This window comes from Micromonospora sp. DT15 (assembly GCF_049841475.1).
GTDB lineage: Bacteria > Actinomycetota > Actinomycetes > Mycobacteriales > Micromonosporaceae > Micromonospora.
The window spans coordinates 97121-117482 of record NZ_JBNCKJ010000017.1 but is presented as its reverse complement, the minus strand read 5'-3'; the positions used below and the strand labels follow the sequence as shown (position 1 = coordinate 117482).

The following is a 20362-nucleotide window of genomic DNA, read 5'->3' as shown; positions in this document are numbered from 1 at the left end:
CCAAGCCACGGCTTCCAGGTCTGCCATGCGCGTCATCGGTCGAGGCTGTCACACCTGGGTCATCGGAACCCCACCCAGCCGGCGCGAGTTGTCATTGTCGAACCGCGCTCCCGGCGGCGCGGCCCGAGGGACACAGCCGGGCCTCTGCTGTAGGTAGCGTGCGGGAATGACAAGGAGCGAGCGGATCGCGGACCAGCTGGACCGGCACTGGCACAAGAACCTGCGTCCTCGGCTGCACGGTCTCGCCGATGAGGAGTACTTCTGGGAGCCGGTGCCTGGCTGCTGGAGCATCCGCCCCCGTGGCACGTCGGCCGCGCCGATGTCAGCGGGTTCGGGGGCATGGACGATGGACTTCGCGGCCCCCGACCCGGTCCCGGCGCCGGTGACCACCATTGCCTGGCGGCTGGCGCACATCATCGTCTCCTGCCTGGGCTACCGGGTCGGATGGCACTTCGGCGGCCAGGACGTCGACTCCCAGACGTTCGCCTACGCGGGGACCGCTGACGAGGCGCTGAAACAGCTCGACGAAATGTACGGGACATGGAACGCCGGCGTCCGCGAGCTTTCGGATGCCGACCTGGAGAATCCGCCCACTGTCGGTCCCGAGCGGTTTCCCATGGAGGGCATCGTCCTGCACGTCAACAGGGAGCTCATCCATCACGGCGCCGAGATTTCCCTGCTGCGCGACCTCTACCGCTGGCAGGACGGGGCCGCGCGCACCCGCCGGTAGATCACCGCACCGTTAGTGTGCTCAGCCAGCGTCCTCAGCAGACAGCCGAGCGACGGCCGACCTTACGGCGAGTGCTGATCGTCCGTTCGGCCTACATCCGCCGCTGGCGCCCGAGCGGGGCGGCAGCAGCGCTATCGCCCTCATAAGCTCCGCGGGTTCCACTGATCAATCCCACGGAGGAAGCGGTAATGCCCAAGCAACTCGCCCGGCGCTGGCTTGCCGGGTTCGGGGTCGTAGGCGCGCTCCTCGCCGCCTCCGCCATCCCCTCCTTCGCCTCCCCTGCCGTCGAGGACCTCGATTTCTTCGCCAAGGATGTGGTTGTCGCCCCCGGCGGCCCCGCAAAAGGATCGAACCTCTTTGCCCGCACCCGAATCAGCACCATGGAGTGGGGCGAATACACCGTCAAGGTGGACCGGAGCAAGGTCGCTGGCTTCGCCGATGTGATCAACGGCGGTGATGCTAACTCCTGCACCGAGTCTGGTCCGATCCTCACCTGCAAGGTGGTGGCAGAAGAAAACGACTATTACACATACATCACCATGGTCGACCTGGTCGTGCGGGCGAAGAAGAGCGCGGCGCCCGACCAGCAGGGCGACGTCAAGTTCACCATCACCGATAGCGACGGCGGTTCGGCGACCTACCGCTCGACGGTCAGCATCGGCGAGAGCGTGGATCTCGCCGCCGTCGAGCAGGGGCTCGAGCTGAACGCCGCCCTCGGCGACACGCTCGACGTCCCGCTGACAGTGGCGAACCGCGGCGAGAAGGCCGTCGAAAGCGTGGTGCTGTACTTCGAAGGCGGCTACGGTTACGGCCCGTCGAAGCGGTACCGGAACTGCGAATACAGCCCGGCCGACGCCTTCCGCCACGCCTTCGCCTGCCGGTTCCCCAACACCATCGCACCGGGCGACGCCGCACGGCTGGACTCCGGCTTCGGTTTCACAGTGCCAACCGACGATTCGGCCCCGAACGGGCACACCGGCGTCGTGTCCTGGTACACGCCGGCAGACTGGGAGGAGCGACAGTCCTTCAACCCAACGCGACTCGGGCAGCAGGGCACCGAGGGAGAGCTCAGGCTCGAGCCGGTCGGCCCACGGAGCACGTCGCGGCAGACAGACGTCAACGGCCAGAACGACCGCACGGTGATGAGACTCCACGTCAGCGGTGACCAGGGGGCTGAGGTGGCGGCACTCGGGACGCCGGCGACCGCCACCGGAAAGGTCGGCGACACGGTGCCGTTGAAGGTCGGCTACGTCAACAACGGCCCAGCGGCCGTCAACGTTGACGGAGCCAAGGATCTGCGGGCCACTACCCTGCTGTCGCTGCCGGATGGCGTCACGGCCGTACGCGTTCCAATGACGTGCGCAAGCCCCGGCTTCTGGGTGCCTGGAAAGCCCGGCGGCAAGGAGTACCGCTGTACCGGGCTCAAACGCCTGGCCAAGGGCGAGAAGATGGAGTACGAGTTCGAGTTGCGCCTCGACGAGGCTGGCACCCGGGCCGCAGAGGTGCGGCTGACCTTCGCCACAGGCGTGGATCCCAACCCGGCCAACGACAGCGCGAAGATCACCATCATCGCGAGCGCTGACGGCGGGAGCGCAAGCCCCGGTGGGGATGACGGCGGGAGCGAGAGCCCCGGTGGGGATGACGGCCAGGGAGGTGGGGACACCGATGGCTCGCTGCCGATCACCGGTGCCAAGGCCGGCCTGATTGCCGGCATCGGTGGCGTACTGCTCGCCGCCGGCGCTGCGGGCTTCGTGGTGGCCCGCCGCCGCAGGACCCGATTCGTCGCCTGATCTGTTCCCCGCGCCAACCGTGCCCCGTCGACCCCGGGTCGGCGGGGCACGGTTTCACCGCATGAACTGCTGCGAGTCCGGGCGCTCACCAGCATCTGGCCCTGACGTACGGAGTGCCGCAGTGGTCAGTGACCTCGGTCCGGGTCGAGGAAGCACGACAGTAGTTGTCTGAACTCCTGCGGGTGCTCGATCGCCGGCACGTGCCCGCATCGACCGAACACGTGCAGACGGACGTCGGCCAGGTGTTCGAGCAAGGGCTGGGCTGCCGTCGCGAGCGGCGTGACCCGGTCCTCGACGCCATGCACGAGCAGCACGGGCGCGCGCACCGCCGCCAGCGTCTGCGCAGAAAGGGTGAGATCGGCGGCCCATCGTGCCCGTGGTGGAGGGAACACCGACGCGAATGCCGCCGCCCCCGCCCGCATGGCGGACGCGCGGGCGTCGACGGCCTCATCGGTCACGAGCGCCTGGTCGAGGACGAGGCGACTGAGCATGTCTCGTGCCCCGGACGGGCTGGCGGGGGCGGCCCAGAGCGCGTCGAGGTCGGCGGAGAGCGGCGCCCCGGGTGCGCCCATCGTCGAGACCGCCACGACACGGGTGATCTGCTGGGGGCGCGCGGCCGCCAACGCCAGCGCCACGGCACCGCCCATGGAGTGACCCACCACGGCGTAGTGCTCGATACCGAGGGCAACCATCAGGCTTGCGGCCTGCTCCGTCCACAGCCGGAGCCCACCCCTGGTGCCTGCCGGGAGGGGTGTGCGGCCGAACCCCGCCTGGTCAGGAGCTATCACGTGCCAGGACGTGCCCAGCGCCTGCGCCGTCGCTGCCCAGGCGCCGGACCCGGTCGTGCCGGGTCCGGAGCCGTGCAGCATCAGCACCGCGGGCCCCGTGCCGCTGTCCAGGACGTGGACGGGGGAACCGTCGACTGTGACGGTCCGACGTGCGGTCACCAGGGCAGGTCGAATGTGCTCATGCCGACGCGGGGTCGACGGACTTCGAGAAGAGCTCCATCATCGCCCTGCCGAACTGCGGCATGTCGGGCCAACCCCGGCAGGAGACGAGGTTGCCGTCCACGACGTCGGGAGCATCGATGACCGTCGCGCCCGCGTTCTCCATGTCGCCGGTGATGGGGGGAAAACACGCGGTCTTTCGACCCTTCAGCAGCCCGTACACCGCCGGCACCTGCGCGCCGTGGCAGACCAGCGCGATGGGGAGGTTGCGCGCGAAGAAGTGCTCGGTGATGCGCCTGACGTCGGCGTCGACCCGGATCCACTCGGGGGCTCGTCCCCCGGGGATGATGAGGGCGTCATAGCGCTCGACGTCGACGTCGGCCCAGGGTACGTCGACCGGCAGCTTGCGGCCGTTCTTCTCCACATAGGCGTCGGAGTTCGGGTCGAACTCGTGGATGACCAGTTGCACGTCGCGCATCGTCCGTGACGAGACGTCGACGTCCCAGCCGCCCTCCTGCACGCGGTAGTAGGGGTACATGGTGTCGAGCTCCTCGGCGGCGTCGCCGGTCAGAAGCAGCGCTCTGGGCACCTACTTCTCCTCGCATTTAGGGACGGGTGAGGTGGATCCAATCCGATCCGATCTGGATTGAGTCAGCATTCCTGGGCCCAGCGCGCCCGTCAAGCCTCCACCGTCATTCCGTCCGCGTGCTCGATCTCGTTGAACAATCGTCGGAAACGCTCACCGGATCGAAGGATGTGCCGACGCATCGCGTAGGCGGCGGCGTCGGGGTCACGCGCGGCGATCGCGGCCACGACGTCCTCGTGCTCGGCCATGGCCAGGTGCGTGACCTGGGTGTCGTGGTGAAGCCGGAAAAGGTGCACGTGGCTGTGCAGGCGACCGAGCGTCTCACGGATGACCAGGTTCTCCGCGCTCAGGGCGACGAGGTCGTGGAAGGCCGCGTCGCGTAGCCCGAAGGCGCCGTAGGCCATGGGTCCACTGCCCCCCTCCAGCTCCGCCATCTCCTCCAGCATTCGTCGCAGACCCGCCACCTGCTCCGCGGAGGCGCGTTCGGCGGATCGGCGCGCTGCCGCCGGCTCGAGGAGCAGGCGGACCTCGAGCATGTCCTCGAACCGGTGACGGGTTATCTGGGGAGGAATGCGGTAGCCGGCATGGGGCACCCGCACGACCAGGCCCTCGGCCTCCATCCGGTTCAGAGCGTCTCGGATCGGCGTCTGCGAGACCCCCAGTTCCCGGGCCAGGACGTCGATCGTGACGCGGGAGCCAGGCTCGATCCGTAGCGACATCAGCTGTCCGAGCAGCGTGTCGTACACCTCGTCGGCGAGCCGGCCGCCCGATCTTCCCGCCGGCGTCCCGCCCGTCACGGCCCTGCGGCCCCGCGCGATCATCGCTTCGTCGTCCATAGTGACGTGAGGTCCCTTCCTGCGCCTTCGCGAAACTATTGACATCAGTCACAACGCTGCGGCATGCTGACGCCCCCACGCGATCGTATAGGAAAAGCGGCGCACATCCGCCATCCCGCACATCGCGGCACCACCGCCACCGCTTCACTTCGATCACCTGAAACTCCCACGAGCATGCTCGACGTCCCGCTCGGGTCGTCACCGGGTCGCAGCTGAACCGAAGGACCTCTCGACGGCAGGCAGACCCGGCACATGCGGCGTACTCGTGACGCCGGTCCGCGGGTCGGTCCCCGCGGCAGCCCGGCAACGCGCCTGAACAACCCAGCAACTGCTCGGCGAAGCACATAGCGAGGCCTTAGAAGTTCCCACCCAGAAAGCAGGCAATAAGATGCGGTATCTGAAGCGAACAGGACGATTGTCCGATCCCGGCCGAAAGGTGCAGCTGGCAACCCTGGCCATGCTGCTGGTGGCCACGACCGCGACGGCGTGCGGCGATGGCAAGGACGACGGCGAGAAGGCGAGCGCCCCCAAGGCGCCGGCGACCATCCCGGAGCTCACCAAGGATCCGCTGACGCTCAGCTTCATCTGGTTCGACTGGCCGCCCGCCAAGGCACTGGAAGCCTTCGCGAACGCGGAGTACAAGAAGGAACGGCCGAACGCGACCATCAAGGTCAACACCGTGCCGAACGCGAACTGGCACGACGCCATGTTCACCCAGTTCGCGGCGCGAAAGACCGACTTCGACATCGCGATCCTGGACTCGCAACACATCGGCGAGGCCGTGACGAACGGCAACATCCTCGACATCACCGACTTCGTCAAGAAGAACATCGACGTCACCGCCTACGACCCGTACCTCCTGGCGGCCTACGGCCAGTACCCCCAGGCGGAGACCGGCAAGCGCGACGAGAACGCCAGCCTGTACGGACTACCGCTGCTCGGCGACACCTGGACGATGATCTACCGCAAGGACCTGATCGGTGACAAGCCACCGCAGACCTGGGACGAGATGATCGCAGCCGCCGCGAAATGCCAGGCGGACAACCCTGGCGTCAGCGGGCTGGCCTTCCACCAGGCCAACGGCTCCGACGCCGCGGCCGTCACCTACAACACGGTGAACGGCGTCTACGGCGGCAACCTCTGGGACTCCAAGGCGCGCAAGATCGAGGGTGTCCTCAACGACACCGCGGGCCAGGAGGCGATGGACGTCCTGGTCAACAAGATGAAGCCGCTGACCGCCAAGGGTTCCGGCAACTGGTTCATCGACGAGGTGAACGCGGCGGTCGCCCAGGGTAAGGCCTGCATCGCGTTCAACTGGATCGCCGCGAGCGGTGGCCTGCTCGATCCGAAGCAGTCGACGCTTGGTACCAGCAGGGAGAAGATTCTCGACAAGCTGGGTTTTGCCACCCTGCCGAGCCAGAAGACGAACCTGGTCCCCCTCGGCGGCATGGGGATGCACGTGTCGGCCTACTCCGCCAAGGACAACCAGGCCGAGGCCCTGAACTTCATGGAGTGGTTCGAACGGGCTGACATCCAGAAGAAGTGGGCCGCGGCTGGTGGCGTGCCATCGCGTACGGACGCAATCCAGTCACCCGAGTTCCTCAACGCCGGGCCGTTCAACAAGGTGTACGCCGACTCGGTGCCGCGGATGCGGGACATGTGGAACGTGCCCGAGTACGCGCGCCTCGTCGACATCGAGAACACCAACGTGAACGCGGCACTCAACGGCGCCAAGAAGCCCAAGGATGCGCTCGACGACATCGCCAAGGAGCAGCAGGGCGTGCTCGACTCCGGCAACCGCAAGGGTGGCGGCGGACTGTGAGTGACCCCGCCCCTCTGACTACCGACGATCCCGGGCAGGTGGCGTCCGCAAGGCCGCCTGCCCGGGGTCGGGCCCCTCGGCTGAGCGACCGCGGGCTCGCCGTTGCCTTCATCTCCCCCGCGATGCTGCTGCTGCTCGCCATGTCGGTGTTCCCGTTGCTGTGGGCGTTGTACCTGTCGTTCACCGACTACTCCGCCACCCGCGGAGGGCCCGCCGATTTCATCGGATTCGGGAACTACACCGCCATCCTGACGTCGGCGCAGGTTCACACGAGGGCCCTGACAACGTTGATCTACGTGGTCGGCGCGGTCGGCCTGCAGACCGTGCTCGGATTCGGCATCGCCTACCTGATCTCACGGCGCACTCATGGGCGAGGAGTGCTCACCACCCTGTTCCTGGTGCCGATGATGCTGTCGCCGGTCGTGGTCGGGCTGTTCTGGCGATTCATGCTGGACGCGCAGTTCGGCGTGGTCAACAGCATGCTCGGCTCGCTCGGTCTGGGGCAGGTGGAGTGGCTCACCCGCCAGCGAACGGCACTGCTGTCCCTGATCGTGGTCGACACCTGGCAATGGACGCCGTTCATCATGCTCATCGCACTCGCGGGCCTCACCGCGGTTCCCAAGTACCTCTATGAGGCCGCCTCGATCGACCGGGCATCCGAATGGTTCCGGTTCCGCACCATCACGCTTCCGCTGGTGTGGCCGCTGCTCCTCATCGCCGTGATGTTCAGGGCCATCGAGGCATTCCGGCTGTTCGACCTCGTCTACATCCTCACCAACGGAGGACCGGGCGTCTCTACCGAGACCTTGTCGTTCCACATCTACAAGGTCGCGTTCCTGGGCTTCAACACCGGAACCGCTTCGGCGTACGGAATCCTCATGGTCCTCGTCGTCATCGTCCTCACGCAGTTCTACCTGCGCTATTTGAACAAGCTCAAGGAGGGCTGATGGCCGTCTCCGTCGACGAGGCAGTGGCCACGGGTCCTGCCCGGGATCACACGCCCCCCGCGCGCCGCCTCGGCAGCCGAGGCCGCTCCGTGCTGGAGGTCGCGCTGCTGACCGCGCTGGCCGTCGTGATGCTCTTTCCGGTGCTGTGGATGATCGAGACGTCCATCAAGGAGAACCGAGACGTCTACGCCATCCCGGCCAAGTTCTTCGACTTCAAGATCACTCTGAGTCACTACAAAGACGTGTTCGTCTCCCCCGGCGGCGGTCGCTCGGCCCTGTCCGTCTCGTTCCTCAACTCTGTCGTGGTGGCCGGAGCTTCCACGGTGCTGGCCACCGTGCTGGGGGTCCCGGCGGCCTGGGCGTACTCACGCTTCGCCGTGAAGGCCAAGAAGGACCAACTGTTCTTCATCCTGTCCACGCGCTTCATGCCGCCCGTGGTGGTCGTGATCCCGATCTTCCTCATGTACCGACAGGTCGGACTCATCGACAACAAGCTCGGCCTGATCCTCATCTACACCGCGTTCAACGTCCCGTTCACGATCTGGATGATGAAGGGGTTCGTCGACGAGGTGCCCGCGGAGTACGAGGATGCCGCCATGCTCGACGGCTACACCCGTCTGCAGGCGTTCCGGCGCTTCACCCTTCCCCTGCTCGTGCCCGGCATCGCCGCGACGGCGGTCTTCGCGCTCATCTTCTCGTGGAACGAGTTCGTGTTCGCCACCTTCCTCACCTCCAGCGACGACGTCCGGACGGCCCCACCCGCCATCGCCGGCCTGATCGGCGGCACCACTACGGACTGGGGCCTCGTGGCCGCCGCCTCCGTGGTGTTCGCCCTACCGGTGCTGGTCTTCGCGTACCTGGTGCGCAAGCACCTCATCGCCGGCGTGACGCTCGGGGCGGTGCGACGCTGATGGCGGGCATCGAGGTGACAGCGCTGCACAAGCGCTACCCGGACGGGACGGTCGCGGTCGAACACGTGGACCTGTCCATCGGCCACGGCGAGCTGTTCGTGATGCTCGGCCCTTCGGGTTGCGGCAAGACGACCACGCTGCGGGCCATAGCCGGCCTGGAGAGGCAGACGACGGGTGACATCCGCATCGGCGACACGCTGGTCAACGACCTGCCGCCCGCCGAGCGCGACATCGCCATGGTGTTCCAGTTCTACGCCCTCTACCCGCACCTGAAGACCCGCGACAACCTGGCGTTCCCGCTGCGGGCCGAGGGACTGCCCAAGCAGGAGGTGCACGAGCGGGTCAACGAGGCCGCCCGGCTGATGCAGCTCGGTCCGCTCCTGGACCGGCGACCCCGCCAGCTGTCCGGCGGCGAGCAGCAGCGCGTCGCGCTCGCTCGCGCCCTGGTACGGCGGCCGCGCGCGTTCCTCATGGACGAACCTCTCACCAACCTGGACGCGGAGCTGAGGGCGGACATGCGCACGGAGATCAAGCACCTGCAGGGCGAGCTGGGCGCCACGATGGTCTACGTCACCCACGACCAGGTCGAGGCGATGTCGCTCGGTCACCGGATCGCCATCCTCAACAAGGGCCGCGTCGAGCAGATCGGCACGCCACTGGAGGTCTACGACCGTCCGGCGAGTCTCTTCTGTGCCTCATTCATCGGCTCCCCGCCGATGAACCTCATCGAGGTGGAGGTTGCCGACGGGAAGCTGCGCGGTGAGGGCGGTCTGGTCCTCACGCCACCGCCGGGCCTGCCGCGCGACCGTCGCCTGATCGCTGGCGTCCGGCCGGAAGCGCTGGAAGTCACCGAAGCAGGGGCGGAACGGTCGGTCCCGGCCCGCGTGGTCTCGGCGGAGTGGCTGGGCGACGAAATCATCTACGTGGTCGACCACGGCGGCCAGCGCGACGTACGGGTTCGGATGCCACCGACCGTCCGTTTCGCCGCTGACGCAACCGTCGGGTTGCGGCACACCGGCGGCACCCCGGCGGTCTACGACGTGAGCACGGAAGAGTTGGTGGCCTGATGGGAACCGTGGCAGCGCACGGGCTGCGCAAGTCCTTCGGAAAAGTCCAGGCCCTCGACGGGGTGACGCTGGACGTGCCGGACGGCTCGTTCTTCGTCGTGCTGGGACCCTCCGGGGCAGGCAAGACGACGACCCTGCGAGCGATCGCCGGCCTTGACAAGCTTGACGCCGGGTCGGTGCATCTGGACGGCAGGGACGCGACCGGTGACACCCCTGCCGCACGCGACCTGGCCATGGTCTTCCAGAGTTACGCCCTCTACCCGCGACACACTGTGTACGAGAACATCGCTTCGCCGCTGAGGGCACGTCGCTGTTCGTCGAGCGAGATCGCCGCTGCCGTCGAGCAGATGTCGAACCTGCTGCACATCGAGCGGTTGCTGCAGCGTCGTCCGGCGCAGTTGTCGGGTGGTGAGATGCAGCGCGTCGCCCTGGCCCGGGCGCTGGTCCGTAGTCCGCGCGCGTTCCTCATGGACGAGCCGCTGACGAATCTCGACCTCAAGCTCCGCGTCGAGATGCGCACCGAGCTCACCCGCATCCACCGCAGCCTCGGAGCGACCTTCGTCTATGTGACCAACGACCAGGTCGAGGCTCTGTCCATGGCCGACCAGGTCGCGGTCCTGAAGGAGGGGACTGTGCAACAGGTCGGATCACCGACCGAGGTGTACGAGCGCCCAGCCAACCAGTGGGTCGCGGGATTCGTCGGGAGCCCGCCGATCAGCCTGCTCGCCTGCCGTGCCGAGGGGGATCGTCTGGTCGGTGCCGAAGGCTGGACGCTGCCGCGGCCCCGCTGGACCACGGCTGAGGACGGTCGTGAGCTGATGCTGGGCCTGCGGTCGGAGGACCTGTCGGTCGAGCAGCGGGGGGACGCGTCGTTGTCGGGCGAGCTCTACGGACTTGAGCCGCTCGGTGACCGGACGGTGGTCGACGTCCGGGTCGGGACGGAGATCCTCAAGGTCAAGGCCCGACCCACAGTCACGGGTACGCCGGGCGAGCGGGTGGTTGTCACCGTCGACCTGGACCGTGCGCACCTGTTCGACGCGGGCACCGGGGTGTCGCTGTCCGAGGCTGGGCGGTAACGGCGCCGGGCGGCGACGGCGACATGCGCCCGTACGTGGCAGTCGAGCCCCGCCTCGCCCGCGACGAGGGCGTGTGAACCCGTCCGTCTACGCGCACAGCGCGATCGCTGCGGCACGCCGGACATCACGAGGAAGATCACAGGAGGCGACGCGATGAGTGACCCGATGAACGTGCTGGCCCCCGAGCACCGGCGGCTCCGAATCGGCGACGAGTGGCGCGACGCCGCAAGCGGAGCCACCTTTGCCGTCGAGGACCCGGCCACCGGCAAGACCATCGCCGAGGTGGCGGACGCTGACGTCGCCGACGGGCTCGCCGCCCTGGACGCGGCGAGCGGTGCAATGGCGGAGTGGGCGGCCACCCCGCCACGGAGACGGTCAGAGTTTTTGACCGCGACGTACCGGGCACTGACCGAGCGATCCGAGGAGGTCGCCCGGCTGATCACGCTGGAGATGGGAAAGCCGCTCGCCGAGGCTCGGGGAGAGGTGGCCTACGGTGCCGAGTTCTTCCGTTGGTTCGCCGAGGAGGCGGTGCGCGTCGAAGGGCGCTACAGCATCGCTCCCGCAGGTGGTTACCGCATCCTCACCGTGCCGAAGCCGGTCGGACCGTGCGTCTTCGTGACGCCCTGGAACTTTCCGTTGGCCATGGGAGCCCGCAAGATCGCTCCTGCGCTGGCTGCCGGCTGCACGACGATCACCAAGCCAGCCGGTCAGACGCCGCTCACCATGCTGCTCCTGGCCCGCATCATGGAGGAGGTCGGCGTTCCCCCGGGCGTCGTCAACGTGGTGACCACCAAGCGTTCCGGCGCGGTGGTCTCCGCACTGCTGGCCGACAGTCGGACCCGCAAGCTGTCCTTCACCGGGTCGACCGAGGTCGGGCGCGTCCTGCTACGACAGGCCTCGGACAATGTGCTGCGCACCTCCATGGAACTGGGCGGCAACGCCGCCCTGATCGTGTGCGCCGACGCTGACCTGGACGTCGCGATCGACGGTGCCATGGTGGCCAAGATGCGCAACATCGGGGAATCCTGCATCGCGGCCAACCGGATCTACGTCGAGGAGCCGGTGCGCGAGGAGTTCACGGCGCGCTTCGCCGAGCGGATGGGCGCTCTCTCGGTGGGCCATGGTCTCGACGACGGCGTGAACGTCGGGGCGTTGATCGACGAGGCCTCCGTCACCACGATCGACGGGCTCGTCGCCGATGCGGTCGATCGCGGCGCCCGGGTCCTGGTGGGCGGCGAGCGTCCCGATGGGCCGGGCCACTTCTACCCGCCCACGGTCCTCGTCGACGTGCCCGAGGATGCGCGGATGCTACAGGAGGAGATCTTCGGCCCGGTGGCGCCGATCATCTCGTTCACGTCCGACGACGAGGTGATGGCGAAGGCCAACGACACCGAGCACGGCCTGGCCGGATACGTCTTCACCCGCGACCTCCAGCGGGCGCTCCGGTTCGCCGAAGGGCTGGACACGGGGATGCTCGGCATCAACCGTGGTCTGATATCGGATCCGTCAGCTCCGTTCGGCGGCGTGAAGCAGTCCGGGATCGGCAAGGAGGGGTCGCACGAGGGCGTCCTCGAGTACCTCGACCTCACCTACGTGGCGATCGACCTACCGTGACCGGCCTGCTGCCCCGGGCGCCCGCCGCGCGCGTCTGCACCACCCGGGCGGCCAACCTCGCCGACGCCGTCCCGGTCCCGCAGGTGACCTGGACGTCCACCCAGCACATCGCCGCCGACGCTCCGGAGAGGCACTGCCATGCTTGAGACCGTCCGCGGACCACGCCAGCTGATAGTGGGCGAAGGGGTCGCACAGAACATCCCCCGAGTGGTGGCCGAGAGTGGCTCGCGAGTCCTCATCGTGACCGACCAGGTCCTCCTGCGGCAGCCAGGCGTGGCCGAGATCGTGGCCGCCGTACGGGAGAAGGTCGAGGCCGTCGAGGTGTTCTCCGACGCGACCTCGGACGTGCCTCTCTCCGATGTCGCCCTGGCCGTCTCGGCCGCAGCCGAGGTGAACGCCGACGTGATCCTCGCCATCGGCGGTGGCACGGTGATCGACCTCGCCAAGATCGTCGGCGTCATCCGGCGCCACGGTGGGACGCCGCGTGACTTCTACGGCGAGTCGAGGGTGCCGGGGCCGACGATCCCTCTCGTCGCGGTCCCCACGACGTCCGGCACCGGCTCCGAGCTCACACCCGTCTCGGTGTTGACCGACCCGGACCGCGAGCTGAAGGTGGGGGTTTCCAGCGTCCACATCGTCCCCGACTTCGCCATCGTCGACCCCGAACTCACCTACACCTGCCCGGCGACCGTCACCGCCCACTCCGGTATCGACGCGTTCTGTCACGCCGTGGAGAGCTACACCGCCCGGCCCCGGGCCCACGGACCGCGCGACCCGGTGGAGCAGGTGTTCCTCGGCCGCAACCCGATCACCGACCACTACGCGCTCCGCGCCGCGGAACGCATCGCCCGCAGCTTGCGCCGTGTCGTCAGGGACGGAAGCGACACGGCCGCGCGCGCGGACATGTCCTATGGATCCATGCTCGCCGGGATCGCCTTTTCCCACGCGGGCAACGCCGCCCCACACGCTCTCCAGTACCCCATCGGCGCAGCCACGCACACGCCGCACGGCCTGGGCGTCGGACTGCTACTGCCCTACGCGCTGGACGCGGCCAGGGATGCCATCACAGACCGGTTGGCCATCCTCGCCCGGGTGTGCGGGCTCGACGTCACCGACGCCTCCGACGCCGAAGCCGCAGATACGTTCCTCACCTGGCTCGACGGGCTCCTTGCCGACATCGGTATCCCTGCCACCTTGGCGGACATCGGCGTGGCACGCGCCGACCTCCCGCGCTTCGCGGAGATGGCCAGTGGTGTCACCCGCCTGATTCAGAACCACCCGGGCCCGAGCGACACCGCCAGCCTGACCGCGATCCTCGAAGCGGCCTGGACCGGGGACCGGACCCGACACGCCCTGACTCCGAGCAGAGAGTGACAGGCCTTTCCCGAGACGACGACCACCCTGCTCCACCCAGGGTGTCGGAATGCTCGGCTACGCCATCGCGCCCGACGGCGTAGCCGTCCTCCGGTAGGGGCGTATCCGGCAGGAGCCGGGGTGTCCGCCTGACAACCACCAGGTCACGGCTGTTTGTCTGGCCGGCCATCAACGACGTTGGGCAGGCCGCCGACCTCTGCGGGCATGCCGGCACGACCGTGACCGACGTCGTGCCGCGCACCATCGCGCGGGCCGTGTGGTCCCCACCTCTTGGCATTGGGTGGACGGCAACCGTCCCCGAGGATCATGTCCATCGGGAGACCAGTTGGATGACGTGCGAAGCAGGTTCTGGGTCTTCTCGACCGCCCGAACCTACACAGTCGAGCCATTTGTCCGCGTGCAGACTGCTGGAGTCACTTCCAATCTCGCCCTTGCCTCATGACGATTGGTCGCCATGATGAGACGGTGAGTATTGGGGGAGGCCGCGAGCTCCAACACCGTCCTCGGATCGGTATTCGAGGTCAACTGACCGGCATACTCATCGGTGCGGCCGGAGGGCTGAGCGTCAATATTCTCAGCAGCGACTACCGCTATCGGGCCGTCCTCGCGGCTCTTGCCCTGGCCGCGATCCTGTCCGGCACGGGCTGGATACGACGGCTGCCGCCCCGAGCGCCACTCGCCCGCCACAGCACCTCAGTCCTGCTCGGCCTGGCCTTGGCCGCCGTGATCGCTACTCTGGTCGCCCCCCGCTCGTGGACCGGCCCCGCAGCCTTTACCGTCGTCGGGCTGGTTACGGCTGCTGTCCTGATCGCCACTGACCTGATAACCGTCGTCCTTCTCCTGTCCGGGACAGGGTGCGTCGGCCTCGGGGTGCAATGTATGGGCCTCGGGATCGCCGGACTCGCGGACGGTCTCATTGTGCAGGGCGCGCTGGTCTTCGGCACTGGGGCTGCAGTGACCACATGGGGACTGGCCGCACTACGTCGCAGCTTGCCCCTTGCCCTCTTGGGGTTGACAGGAGGCGGATTATTGACGGCCGCCTTCGGGATCGACGTGATGATCCACTTCAGTCACGTTGAGGGCCTGGTGTTGATCGCCCTCGGCATAGGGCTGATCGCCGCGGAGGTGGCCGTGCTGAAGGGTGCCCGCAGGGCGGTTGGCCTTGTGGGGGCCAGCCTCGCAATAGCGCAACTCGTCGCCGGGGTTGCAGGCTTGCACCGTGGTGATGTCGCACTTGGCGCGTTGGATATCGCACTAGGGACGGCGCTCATGGTCGCGGGGGTGGGTGTGTTTTTCAACAGTCGGGCCACGGCCGGCGCGGCGGTGGTCGGAACCGGCTTGGGGATGGGCGGCCTCGGTCTGATCAGCCTCCTCCACAACCAGATCCTGAGCGCCGCGACATATACCATTGTCGCGGCGGCCGGCGTCAGCGCCGGGGTGATGCTGCTGCATCGCAGCGAGTTGATCGAGCGGATGAGGCGAGGGGCGGCGGCGTTGACAAGGGAGCCAAACCCACCCCGCCGTGGACGACGGGCGTCGCGGGTCACTCTTAGCGACATGGACGAGAGCGACGAGACTGGACAGTAGGGCATCGCGCAGGCAACGGCGTCACAGTCCCGGCGGTGGTCCACTCTCTGATGTTGAAGGCCTGGCAATGGCCTGACCGCCGATGTACCGCCGGAACGACGGATTCCATGCCTCCTCAATCCCCCTCCCACATGCCAAGGACTGCCACGCCCGGCCGGGTCAGGGACGGGCCGTAGGCCATCACCGTGCCGACATGCGGCGCCCTTGACACACTCCGTACCGCTGCTTATGGGTTCTCGGTCACCTGGTCCGTTCGATGACGCCGGCGATGCCGAGGCCGTTGCGCGAAGCGGCGCCGCTACCCCAGAAGGACGAGCTGCCCGGGACGTTCGCCAGGGCATCAAGGTGCGGGTCACCGCCGCCGACCTTCGGCCCGTACTCCACACTCCACCGGCCGCCGGTGAAGCGCAGCAACAGCGTGCCCGGGTACTCGATGTACGGAGGGATGGGATTCGTGCCACTGATCCAAACATTGCCGTTCGCATCACCGGCAACGGCGTACGCCCGGCCAGCAGACGCCGGTCCGGCCAACCGCTGCCACGTTCGACCATCCCAGTGCAGGATGACGGGCTTGGGAGCGGTGTCGTAGTCCTGCGTGCCGACGGCCCAGGCGTCGGTCGACGAGCGGGCCCACACACCCGTCAGTTGGGTGCTGGGAGTCGACGGCAGTGCCGCCACCTGCCACGCACCGCCGATGCGCTGCACAATCATGGGCTGCGGGTAGGGGGCGTCGGCGAGGTAGCGATCGCCGGCGGCGAACAGGCTGCCGTCCTGAGTGCTGGAAACCGCCCGCAGGACACCGTTGTGCTGCTCCGTCCCCGGCACCGCCACCCGGTTGAACTGACGGGTGTCGCCTTCGAGGACGAGCGGCCCGGAGCCGTCGTGGCCGACGAACACCGCCCGCCCACCGCCGGTGGCCGCCACGTCCAGCAGCGTGGAAGGCCCCGTAGAGGCGCCCAACGGCGTGTGTCCCGTCCAGGTCTGGCCGTTGAAATGTCCGGCGTACGGCTCGCCGTGGACTCCGAGGCCCACCGTCCAGACGTCCCCCTCGCTCGCCGCAGCCGCCCTGTACAGCAGGAACGCCTCGTGCACCCAGATCGCCGCCCGTAACGAAGCCGTAAGAACAACCGTTCCGCGTACTGGGCGATGACCAGCCGTCCTCGACGAGATCCCACCCGCTGGCATCAGGATGGATCACCACCACCGGACCAGCGCGACGCCGTAGCCGCACCCTGGCGGTCCCCGGCGCCGCCGCCGGCGGCTGCCGGTTGACCTCCGCGCGCTACCTGGCGACGATCATTCGTACCACCATCTCGTACGCCGGCAGACCGCACCGCATCCCGACACCGAGAGGGCTACCCGTCAGCCCGGCATGCGAGGCTCAAGCTCCACGACCAACGAGCCACGCCGATGTGGCCCCCGGACACCGCCATCGCCGCACAAGTCCTGGCAGGACAGCCCCCAATCCCACACCCCTTGTGCCCGGAGGAACGCAGACCATGGACCACGCTTCTCAGCTCATTCAGGAGCGGAGTGCCCCGCCGGCCACGCTGGTGATCTTCGGTGCCTCCGGTGACCTGACCCGGCGTAAGCTGCTGCCCGCAATCGAGAGCCTGGCTCGGCATGAGCGGCTCCCGGACCAGTTCGCGCTGGTCGGCGTCGCGCGTACGTCGATGACCGACGAGCAGTTCGCCGAGAGCGCCCTCGGTGCACGCACCCTCGCCAGCAAGCGCCAGCTCCAGAGCGGCGTGCGGTACGTGGCCGGCGGCTACGACGACCCGGAGACCTACAAGCGGCTCGTGGAGACCCTCGACGAGCTGGACGCACAGCGGGGCACGTCCGGCAACCGGCTCTTCTACCTGTCCACCCCCGCCGGGGCCTTCGAGCCGGTGATCAACGGACTGGCCGGTGTCGGGCTCAACCAGCCACGCGAAGGCTCCTTCTCCCGCCTGGTCATCGAGAAGCCGTACGGACGCGACCTGGCCACCGCCCGCGAGCTCGACGGCGTCGTGCACAGCGCGTTCGACGAGCACCAGGTCTTTCGTATCGATCACTATCTGGGCAAGGACACCGTCCAGAACGTGCTGGCGCTGCGCTTCGCGAACTCGATCTTTCAGCCCATCTGGGATCGCTCCTGGGTCGACCACGTGCAGATCACCGTCGCCGAGACCCTCGGCGTCGGCAGCCGCGGCGGCTTCTACGAGGACGCCGGCGCGATGCGGGACATCGTCCAGAACCACGTGCTCCAGGTCCTCGCGCTGGCGCTGATGGAGCCGCCGGCCTCATTCGAGGCTGAGGGCCTGCGCAACGAGAAGGTGAAGCTGCTGCAGGCGATCCGGCTCCCCACCGACCGGGACATCGCCGAGGCCGCGGTCCGGGGACAGTACACCCGGGGCGGCACACGCGAGGAGCTGATGGCCGGCTACCGCGAGGAGACCGGCGTCGACCCTCTGTCGCGGACCGAGACCTACGCCGCGATGCGGCTCAACGTGGACAACTGGCGCTGGGCCGGGGTGCCGTTCTACGTACGCACCGGCAAGCGCCTGCCGGCCCGGCTCACCGAGGTGGCACTGCAGTTCCAGCGACCGCCCCACCTACCGATCCCGACCGATCAGCTCACCGGCCTCGATGCCGACGCGCTGATCCTGCGGATCCAGCCGAACGAGGGCATCTCGCTGCGCTTCGGCGCCAAAGTGCCGGGCCACTCCTTCCGGGTCCGCACCGCCACCATGGAGTTCTCCTACGACCAGACGTTCGTCGAGGAGTCCCCGGAGGCGTACGAGCGGCTGCTCCTGGACGCGCTGATCGGCGACGCGTCGCTCTTCATCCGCAGCGACGAGGTGCAGCAGTGCTGGCGGATCGTCGACCCGATCATCGACCACTGGGAAAAGGACAACTCGCCGATCCCCACCTACGAGGCCGCCTCCTGGGGGCCGACCGACGCCGACCGACTCATCGGCCGGCACGGCCGCAAGTGGCGCAACTCCGCGTGACCCTGCCACACCGAGTGTGACCGCGCTGCCGGGCCGATTGCTTGGTCTCACCATCGATGCGCAGCGCGGTCCTCTCAGTGCCCGGCCGGCATCGTGCTTCCCCAGGGCTGGAGGATCTGACCGACGAATCGCCGCCGACCGTGACCGGCTCACCGCACGGACGCACCGTCGCCGAGGCGGAGCTGACGCGAGGCATTGGCCGCCGCGGTCCGTGCTGCCTCCGGGCTGGGAGCGGCAAGGGCCGCCTCGGCGATCTGGCGGCACTCGTCCAGGGTGTGCGCGGCCAGGGACTCGCGCACCGTCGGGATGCTGCGGGGCGCCATGGACAAGCTGGTGATGCCCAGGCCAGCCAGCACCAGGGCGAACTGCGGATCCGCTGCGGACTCTCCGCACACGCCGACTGGCTTGCCCGCCTCGACGCCCGCTGCCGCGCAGGAGGCGAGGAGCGCGATCAGCGCGGGCTGCCACGGGTCGAGCAGGTCAGCGAGGTCGCCGCACATGCGGTCAGCGGCGAACGTGTACTGGCTGAGGTCGTTGGTGCCGACGCTGAGAAAGTCCGCGTGGCACAGCACCTGGTCGGCGCGTAGGGCCGCGGCCGGCACCTCGATCATCACGCCGGCGGTCGCCAGGCCGTACTCGCGGCAGGATTCGGTGAACGCTGCCGCCTCCGTCGCCGTGGCGACCATCGGCGCCATCACCCACACGTCGGCGTCCGTCGCCGCAGCCGCCGCCGCGATCGCGGCCAACTGCGCGGTGAGTACGGACGGTGCCTGCCGCGCGACCCGCAGACCACGGATGCCCAGCGCGGGGTTGGGTTCCTCGGCCAGCCGCAGGAACGGCAGCGGCTTGTCGGCGCCGGCGTCCAGGGTACGCACAACGATCTTGCGACCGGGCAGCGCGGCGAAGACGTCGCGGTACGCGGCGACCTGTTCCTCGTACGACGGCGGGTCGCTGCGGTCGAGGTAGAGCATCTCGGTGCGGAACAGGCCGACCCCTTCCACCTCGCCGGTGAGGTCGCGGACGGAGCCGATGTTGGCCAGTAGCGCGACGGGATGACCGTCCGCGGTCCGCCCGGGGCCCTGAGAGCGGGCGCGGCGTTCGATCTCGGCGAGCCGCTCCGCGTTGACGGCGGTCACCGTCTCTGCGGAGACGCCGGCCACCACGACACCGCTCGCGCCGTCGAGACTGGCCAACGCGCCGTCGGTCACGTCCAGGATGCCCGCGCAGCGGACCACGGCCGGGATACCGAGTGTCCGGGCCAGGATCGCGGTGTGGCTGGTCGGCCCGCCCTCGGCAGTGATCAGTCCCAGCACCAGGCCCGGTTCGAGGCCGGCGGTGTCGGCGGGCGCCAGGTCGCGGGCGATGAGCAGGTACGGATGGCCAAGGTCCGGCACGCCCGGCATCGGCTGCCCCAGGCACGCCGCGACGAGGCGGTCCCGCAGGTCGTCGAGATCGCTGATCCGCTCGGCGAGGTACCCGCCCGCGGCTTCGAAGGCGGCCCGGTGCCCGGCGAGCACGTCGGTGATCGCGTGCGGGGCGTCGGCGCCGTCGTCGATGGCGATGTCGGCCGCGTCGATGAGCGTCTCGTCCTGCGCCATCATGACCTGCGCGCGCAGGATCTCGGCGGCGGCCGCGTCCACGGTGGTGTCGGCGCGACGGGTCAGGTCAGCGGCGACGGCGACGACCGCGGCCCGGACGGTGATCTTCTCGGCTTCGGGATCAACGGTCTGCGCCAACGGCGGCAGGGCCGGAGGCGGGGCCAGCCGGTAGACCGGCCCCGCCGCACCACCGGGGCTGGCCCCGATCCCTCGGAGTTCACGCATCGAGGTCGCGTTCGAGGAGGTCGGCCAGGGTGTCGACAGCGGCCTGGGCGTCGTCGCCGTCCGCCTCCAGGGTGACCTCGGTGCCCTTCTTGGCGCCGAGCGACAGCACGCCGAGCATGCTGCGGGCCGGCACGGCTTTCTTGTCGCCGATGCGGATGGTGACCAGCACCGGCTGCTTCGCCGCCTCGGCGACGAACAGCGCCGCCGGGCGGGCGTGCAGCCCGCTGGCGGAGCCGACGAGGACTGTTCTGCTGGGCAA

The 20362-nt window shown here is 68.6% G+C and carries 18 protein-coding genes; 12 read left to right on the top strand and 6 right to left on the bottom strand.

All coding sequences use genetic code 11. The annotated features are described in order from the left end of the window. Nucleotides 1–166 precede the first annotated feature (166 nt). Entirely contained in the window at nt 167–730 is a 564-nt protein-coding gene (locus tag ACLQ3F_RS29955; RefSeq protein WP_425852914.1) for a DinB family protein, read from the top strand. A 188-nt stretch (nt 731–918) separates the two neighbouring features. Further along, nucleotides 919–2520 (top strand): LPXTG cell wall anchor domain-containing protein, encoded by a 1602-nt coding sequence (locus ACLQ3F_RS29950; RefSeq protein ID WP_425852913.1) that lies wholly within the window; start codon nt 919–921, stop codon nt 2518–2520. 125 nt (nt 2521–2645) lie between these two features. Here the strand turns inward: ACLQ3F_RS29950 and ACLQ3F_RS29945 are convergent, their stop codons facing one another. The 3 genes from ACLQ3F_RS29945 to ACLQ3F_RS29935 all read right to left on the bottom strand — a co-directional run bounded on the left by ACLQ3F_RS29945 (nt 2646) and on the right by ACLQ3F_RS29935 (nt 4889). Next, entirely contained in the window at nt 2646–3467 is an 822-nt protein-coding gene (locus ACLQ3F_RS29945; protein WP_425852911.1) for an alpha/beta fold hydrolase, read from the bottom strand. A gap of 19 nt (nt 3468–3486) precedes the next feature. Then, nucleotides 3487–4056, bottom strand: a complete 570-nt coding sequence (locus ACLQ3F_RS29940; protein WP_355008528.1) for a DJ-1/PfpI family protein — start codon at nt 4054–4056, stop codon at nt 3487–3489. A gap of 89 nt (nt 4057–4145) precedes the next feature. Continuing rightward, nucleotides 4146–4889, bottom strand: a complete 744-nt coding sequence (locus ACLQ3F_RS29935; protein WP_357202513.1) for a GntR family transcriptional regulator — start codon at nt 4887–4889, stop codon at nt 4146–4148. Between the two features lie 436 nt (nt 4890–5325). On the opposite strand from ACLQ3F_RS29935, the gene ACLQ3F_RS29930 reads away from it, so the two are divergent. The 9 genes from ACLQ3F_RS29930 (at nt 5326) to ACLQ3F_RS29890 (ending at nt 15287) form a co-directional block, all read left to right on the top strand. After that, a complete protein-coding gene (locus ACLQ3F_RS29930; protein WP_357202516.1) occupies nt 5326–6711 on the top strand; it encodes an extracellular solute-binding protein in 1386 nt (461 codons plus the stop codon). 122 nt (nt 6712–6833) lie between these two features. Beyond that, complete coding sequence (locus tag ACLQ3F_RS29925; RefSeq protein WP_355008525.1) at nt 6834–7658, top strand: carbohydrate ABC transporter permease; 825 nt, start codon at nt 6834–6836, stop codon at nt 7656–7658. Then, nucleotides 7658–8569 (top strand): carbohydrate ABC transporter permease, encoded by a 912-nt coding sequence (locus tag ACLQ3F_RS29920; protein ID WP_355008524.1) that lies wholly within the window; start codon nt 7658–7660, stop codon nt 8567–8569. Before ACLQ3F_RS29925 ends, ACLQ3F_RS29920 begins: the two co-directional genes overlap by 1 nt. After that, nucleotides 8569–9636 (top strand): ABC transporter ATP-binding protein, encoded by a 1068-nt coding sequence (locus ACLQ3F_RS29915; RefSeq protein ID WP_357260674.1) that lies wholly within the window; start codon nt 8569–8571, stop codon nt 9634–9636. Before ACLQ3F_RS29920 ends, ACLQ3F_RS29915 begins: the two co-directional genes overlap by 1 nt. Continuing rightward, on the top strand, nt 9636–10712 hold the full coding sequence (locus tag ACLQ3F_RS29910) for an ABC transporter ATP-binding protein (RefSeq protein WP_357260671.1): 1077 nt from the start codon (nt 9636–9638) through the stop codon (nt 10710–10712). Before ACLQ3F_RS29915 ends, ACLQ3F_RS29910 begins: the two co-directional genes overlap by 1 nt. A gap of 153 nt (nt 10713–10865) precedes the next feature. Beyond that, complete coding sequence (locus tag ACLQ3F_RS29905; protein ID WP_425852907.1) at nt 10866–12326, top strand: NAD-dependent succinate-semialdehyde dehydrogenase; 1461 nt, start codon at nt 10866–10868, stop codon at nt 12324–12326. Then, nucleotides 12323–12472 carry a hypothetical protein gene (locus ACLQ3F_RS29900; protein ID WP_425852905.1) on the top strand — a complete coding sequence of 50 codons (150 nt, stop codon included), beginning with the start codon at nt 12323–12325 and terminating at the stop codon, nt 12470–12472. The genes ACLQ3F_RS29905 and ACLQ3F_RS29900 overlap by 4 nt, the downstream gene beginning before the upstream one ends. Then, nucleotides 12465–13700, top strand: a complete 1236-nt coding sequence (locus ACLQ3F_RS29895; RefSeq protein ID WP_357203547.1) for an iron-containing alcohol dehydrogenase — start codon at nt 12465–12467, stop codon at nt 13698–13700. Before ACLQ3F_RS29900 ends, ACLQ3F_RS29895 begins: the two co-directional genes overlap by 8 nt. Before the next feature lie 438 nt (nt 13701–14138). Next, nucleotides 14139–15287: a hypothetical protein gene (locus ACLQ3F_RS29890; RefSeq protein ID WP_425852904.1), complete on the top strand. Its 1149-nt coding sequence runs from the start codon at nt 14139–14141 to the stop codon at nt 15285–15287. Between the two features lie 240 nt (nt 15288–15527). Here the strand turns inward: ACLQ3F_RS29890 and ACLQ3F_RS29885 are convergent, their stop codons facing one another. Further along, nucleotides 15528–16379 carry a hypothetical protein gene (locus ACLQ3F_RS29885; protein ID WP_425852902.1) on the bottom strand — a complete coding sequence of 284 codons (852 nt, stop codon included), beginning with the start codon at nt 16377–16379 and terminating at the stop codon, nt 15528–15530. 407 nt (nt 16380–16786) lie between these two features. Here ACLQ3F_RS29885 and zwf point away from each other — a divergent pair, with 407 nt between their 5' ends. Beyond that, the gene (gene zwf / locus ACLQ3F_RS29880) at nt 16787–18280 is read left to right on the top strand and encodes a glucose-6-phosphate dehydrogenase (protein WP_357203553.1); all 1494 of its coding nucleotides are present in this window, start codon (nt 16787–16789) and stop codon (nt 18278–18280) included. A gap of 149 nt (nt 18281–18429) precedes the next feature. Here the strand turns inward: zwf and ptsP are convergent, their stop codons facing one another. Next, nucleotides 18430–20103, bottom strand: coding sequence for a phosphoenolpyruvate--protein phosphotransferase (gene ptsP, locus ACLQ3F_RS29875; RefSeq protein ID WP_425852900.1), 1674 nt, complete (start codon nt 20101–20103; stop codon nt 18430–18432). Then, nucleotides 20096–20362: an HPr family phosphocarrier protein gene (locus ACLQ3F_RS29870; protein WP_425852899.1), complete on the bottom strand. Its 267-nt coding sequence runs from the start codon at nt 20360–20362 to the stop codon at nt 20096–20098. The genes ptsP and ACLQ3F_RS29870 overlap by 8 nt, the downstream gene beginning before the upstream one ends.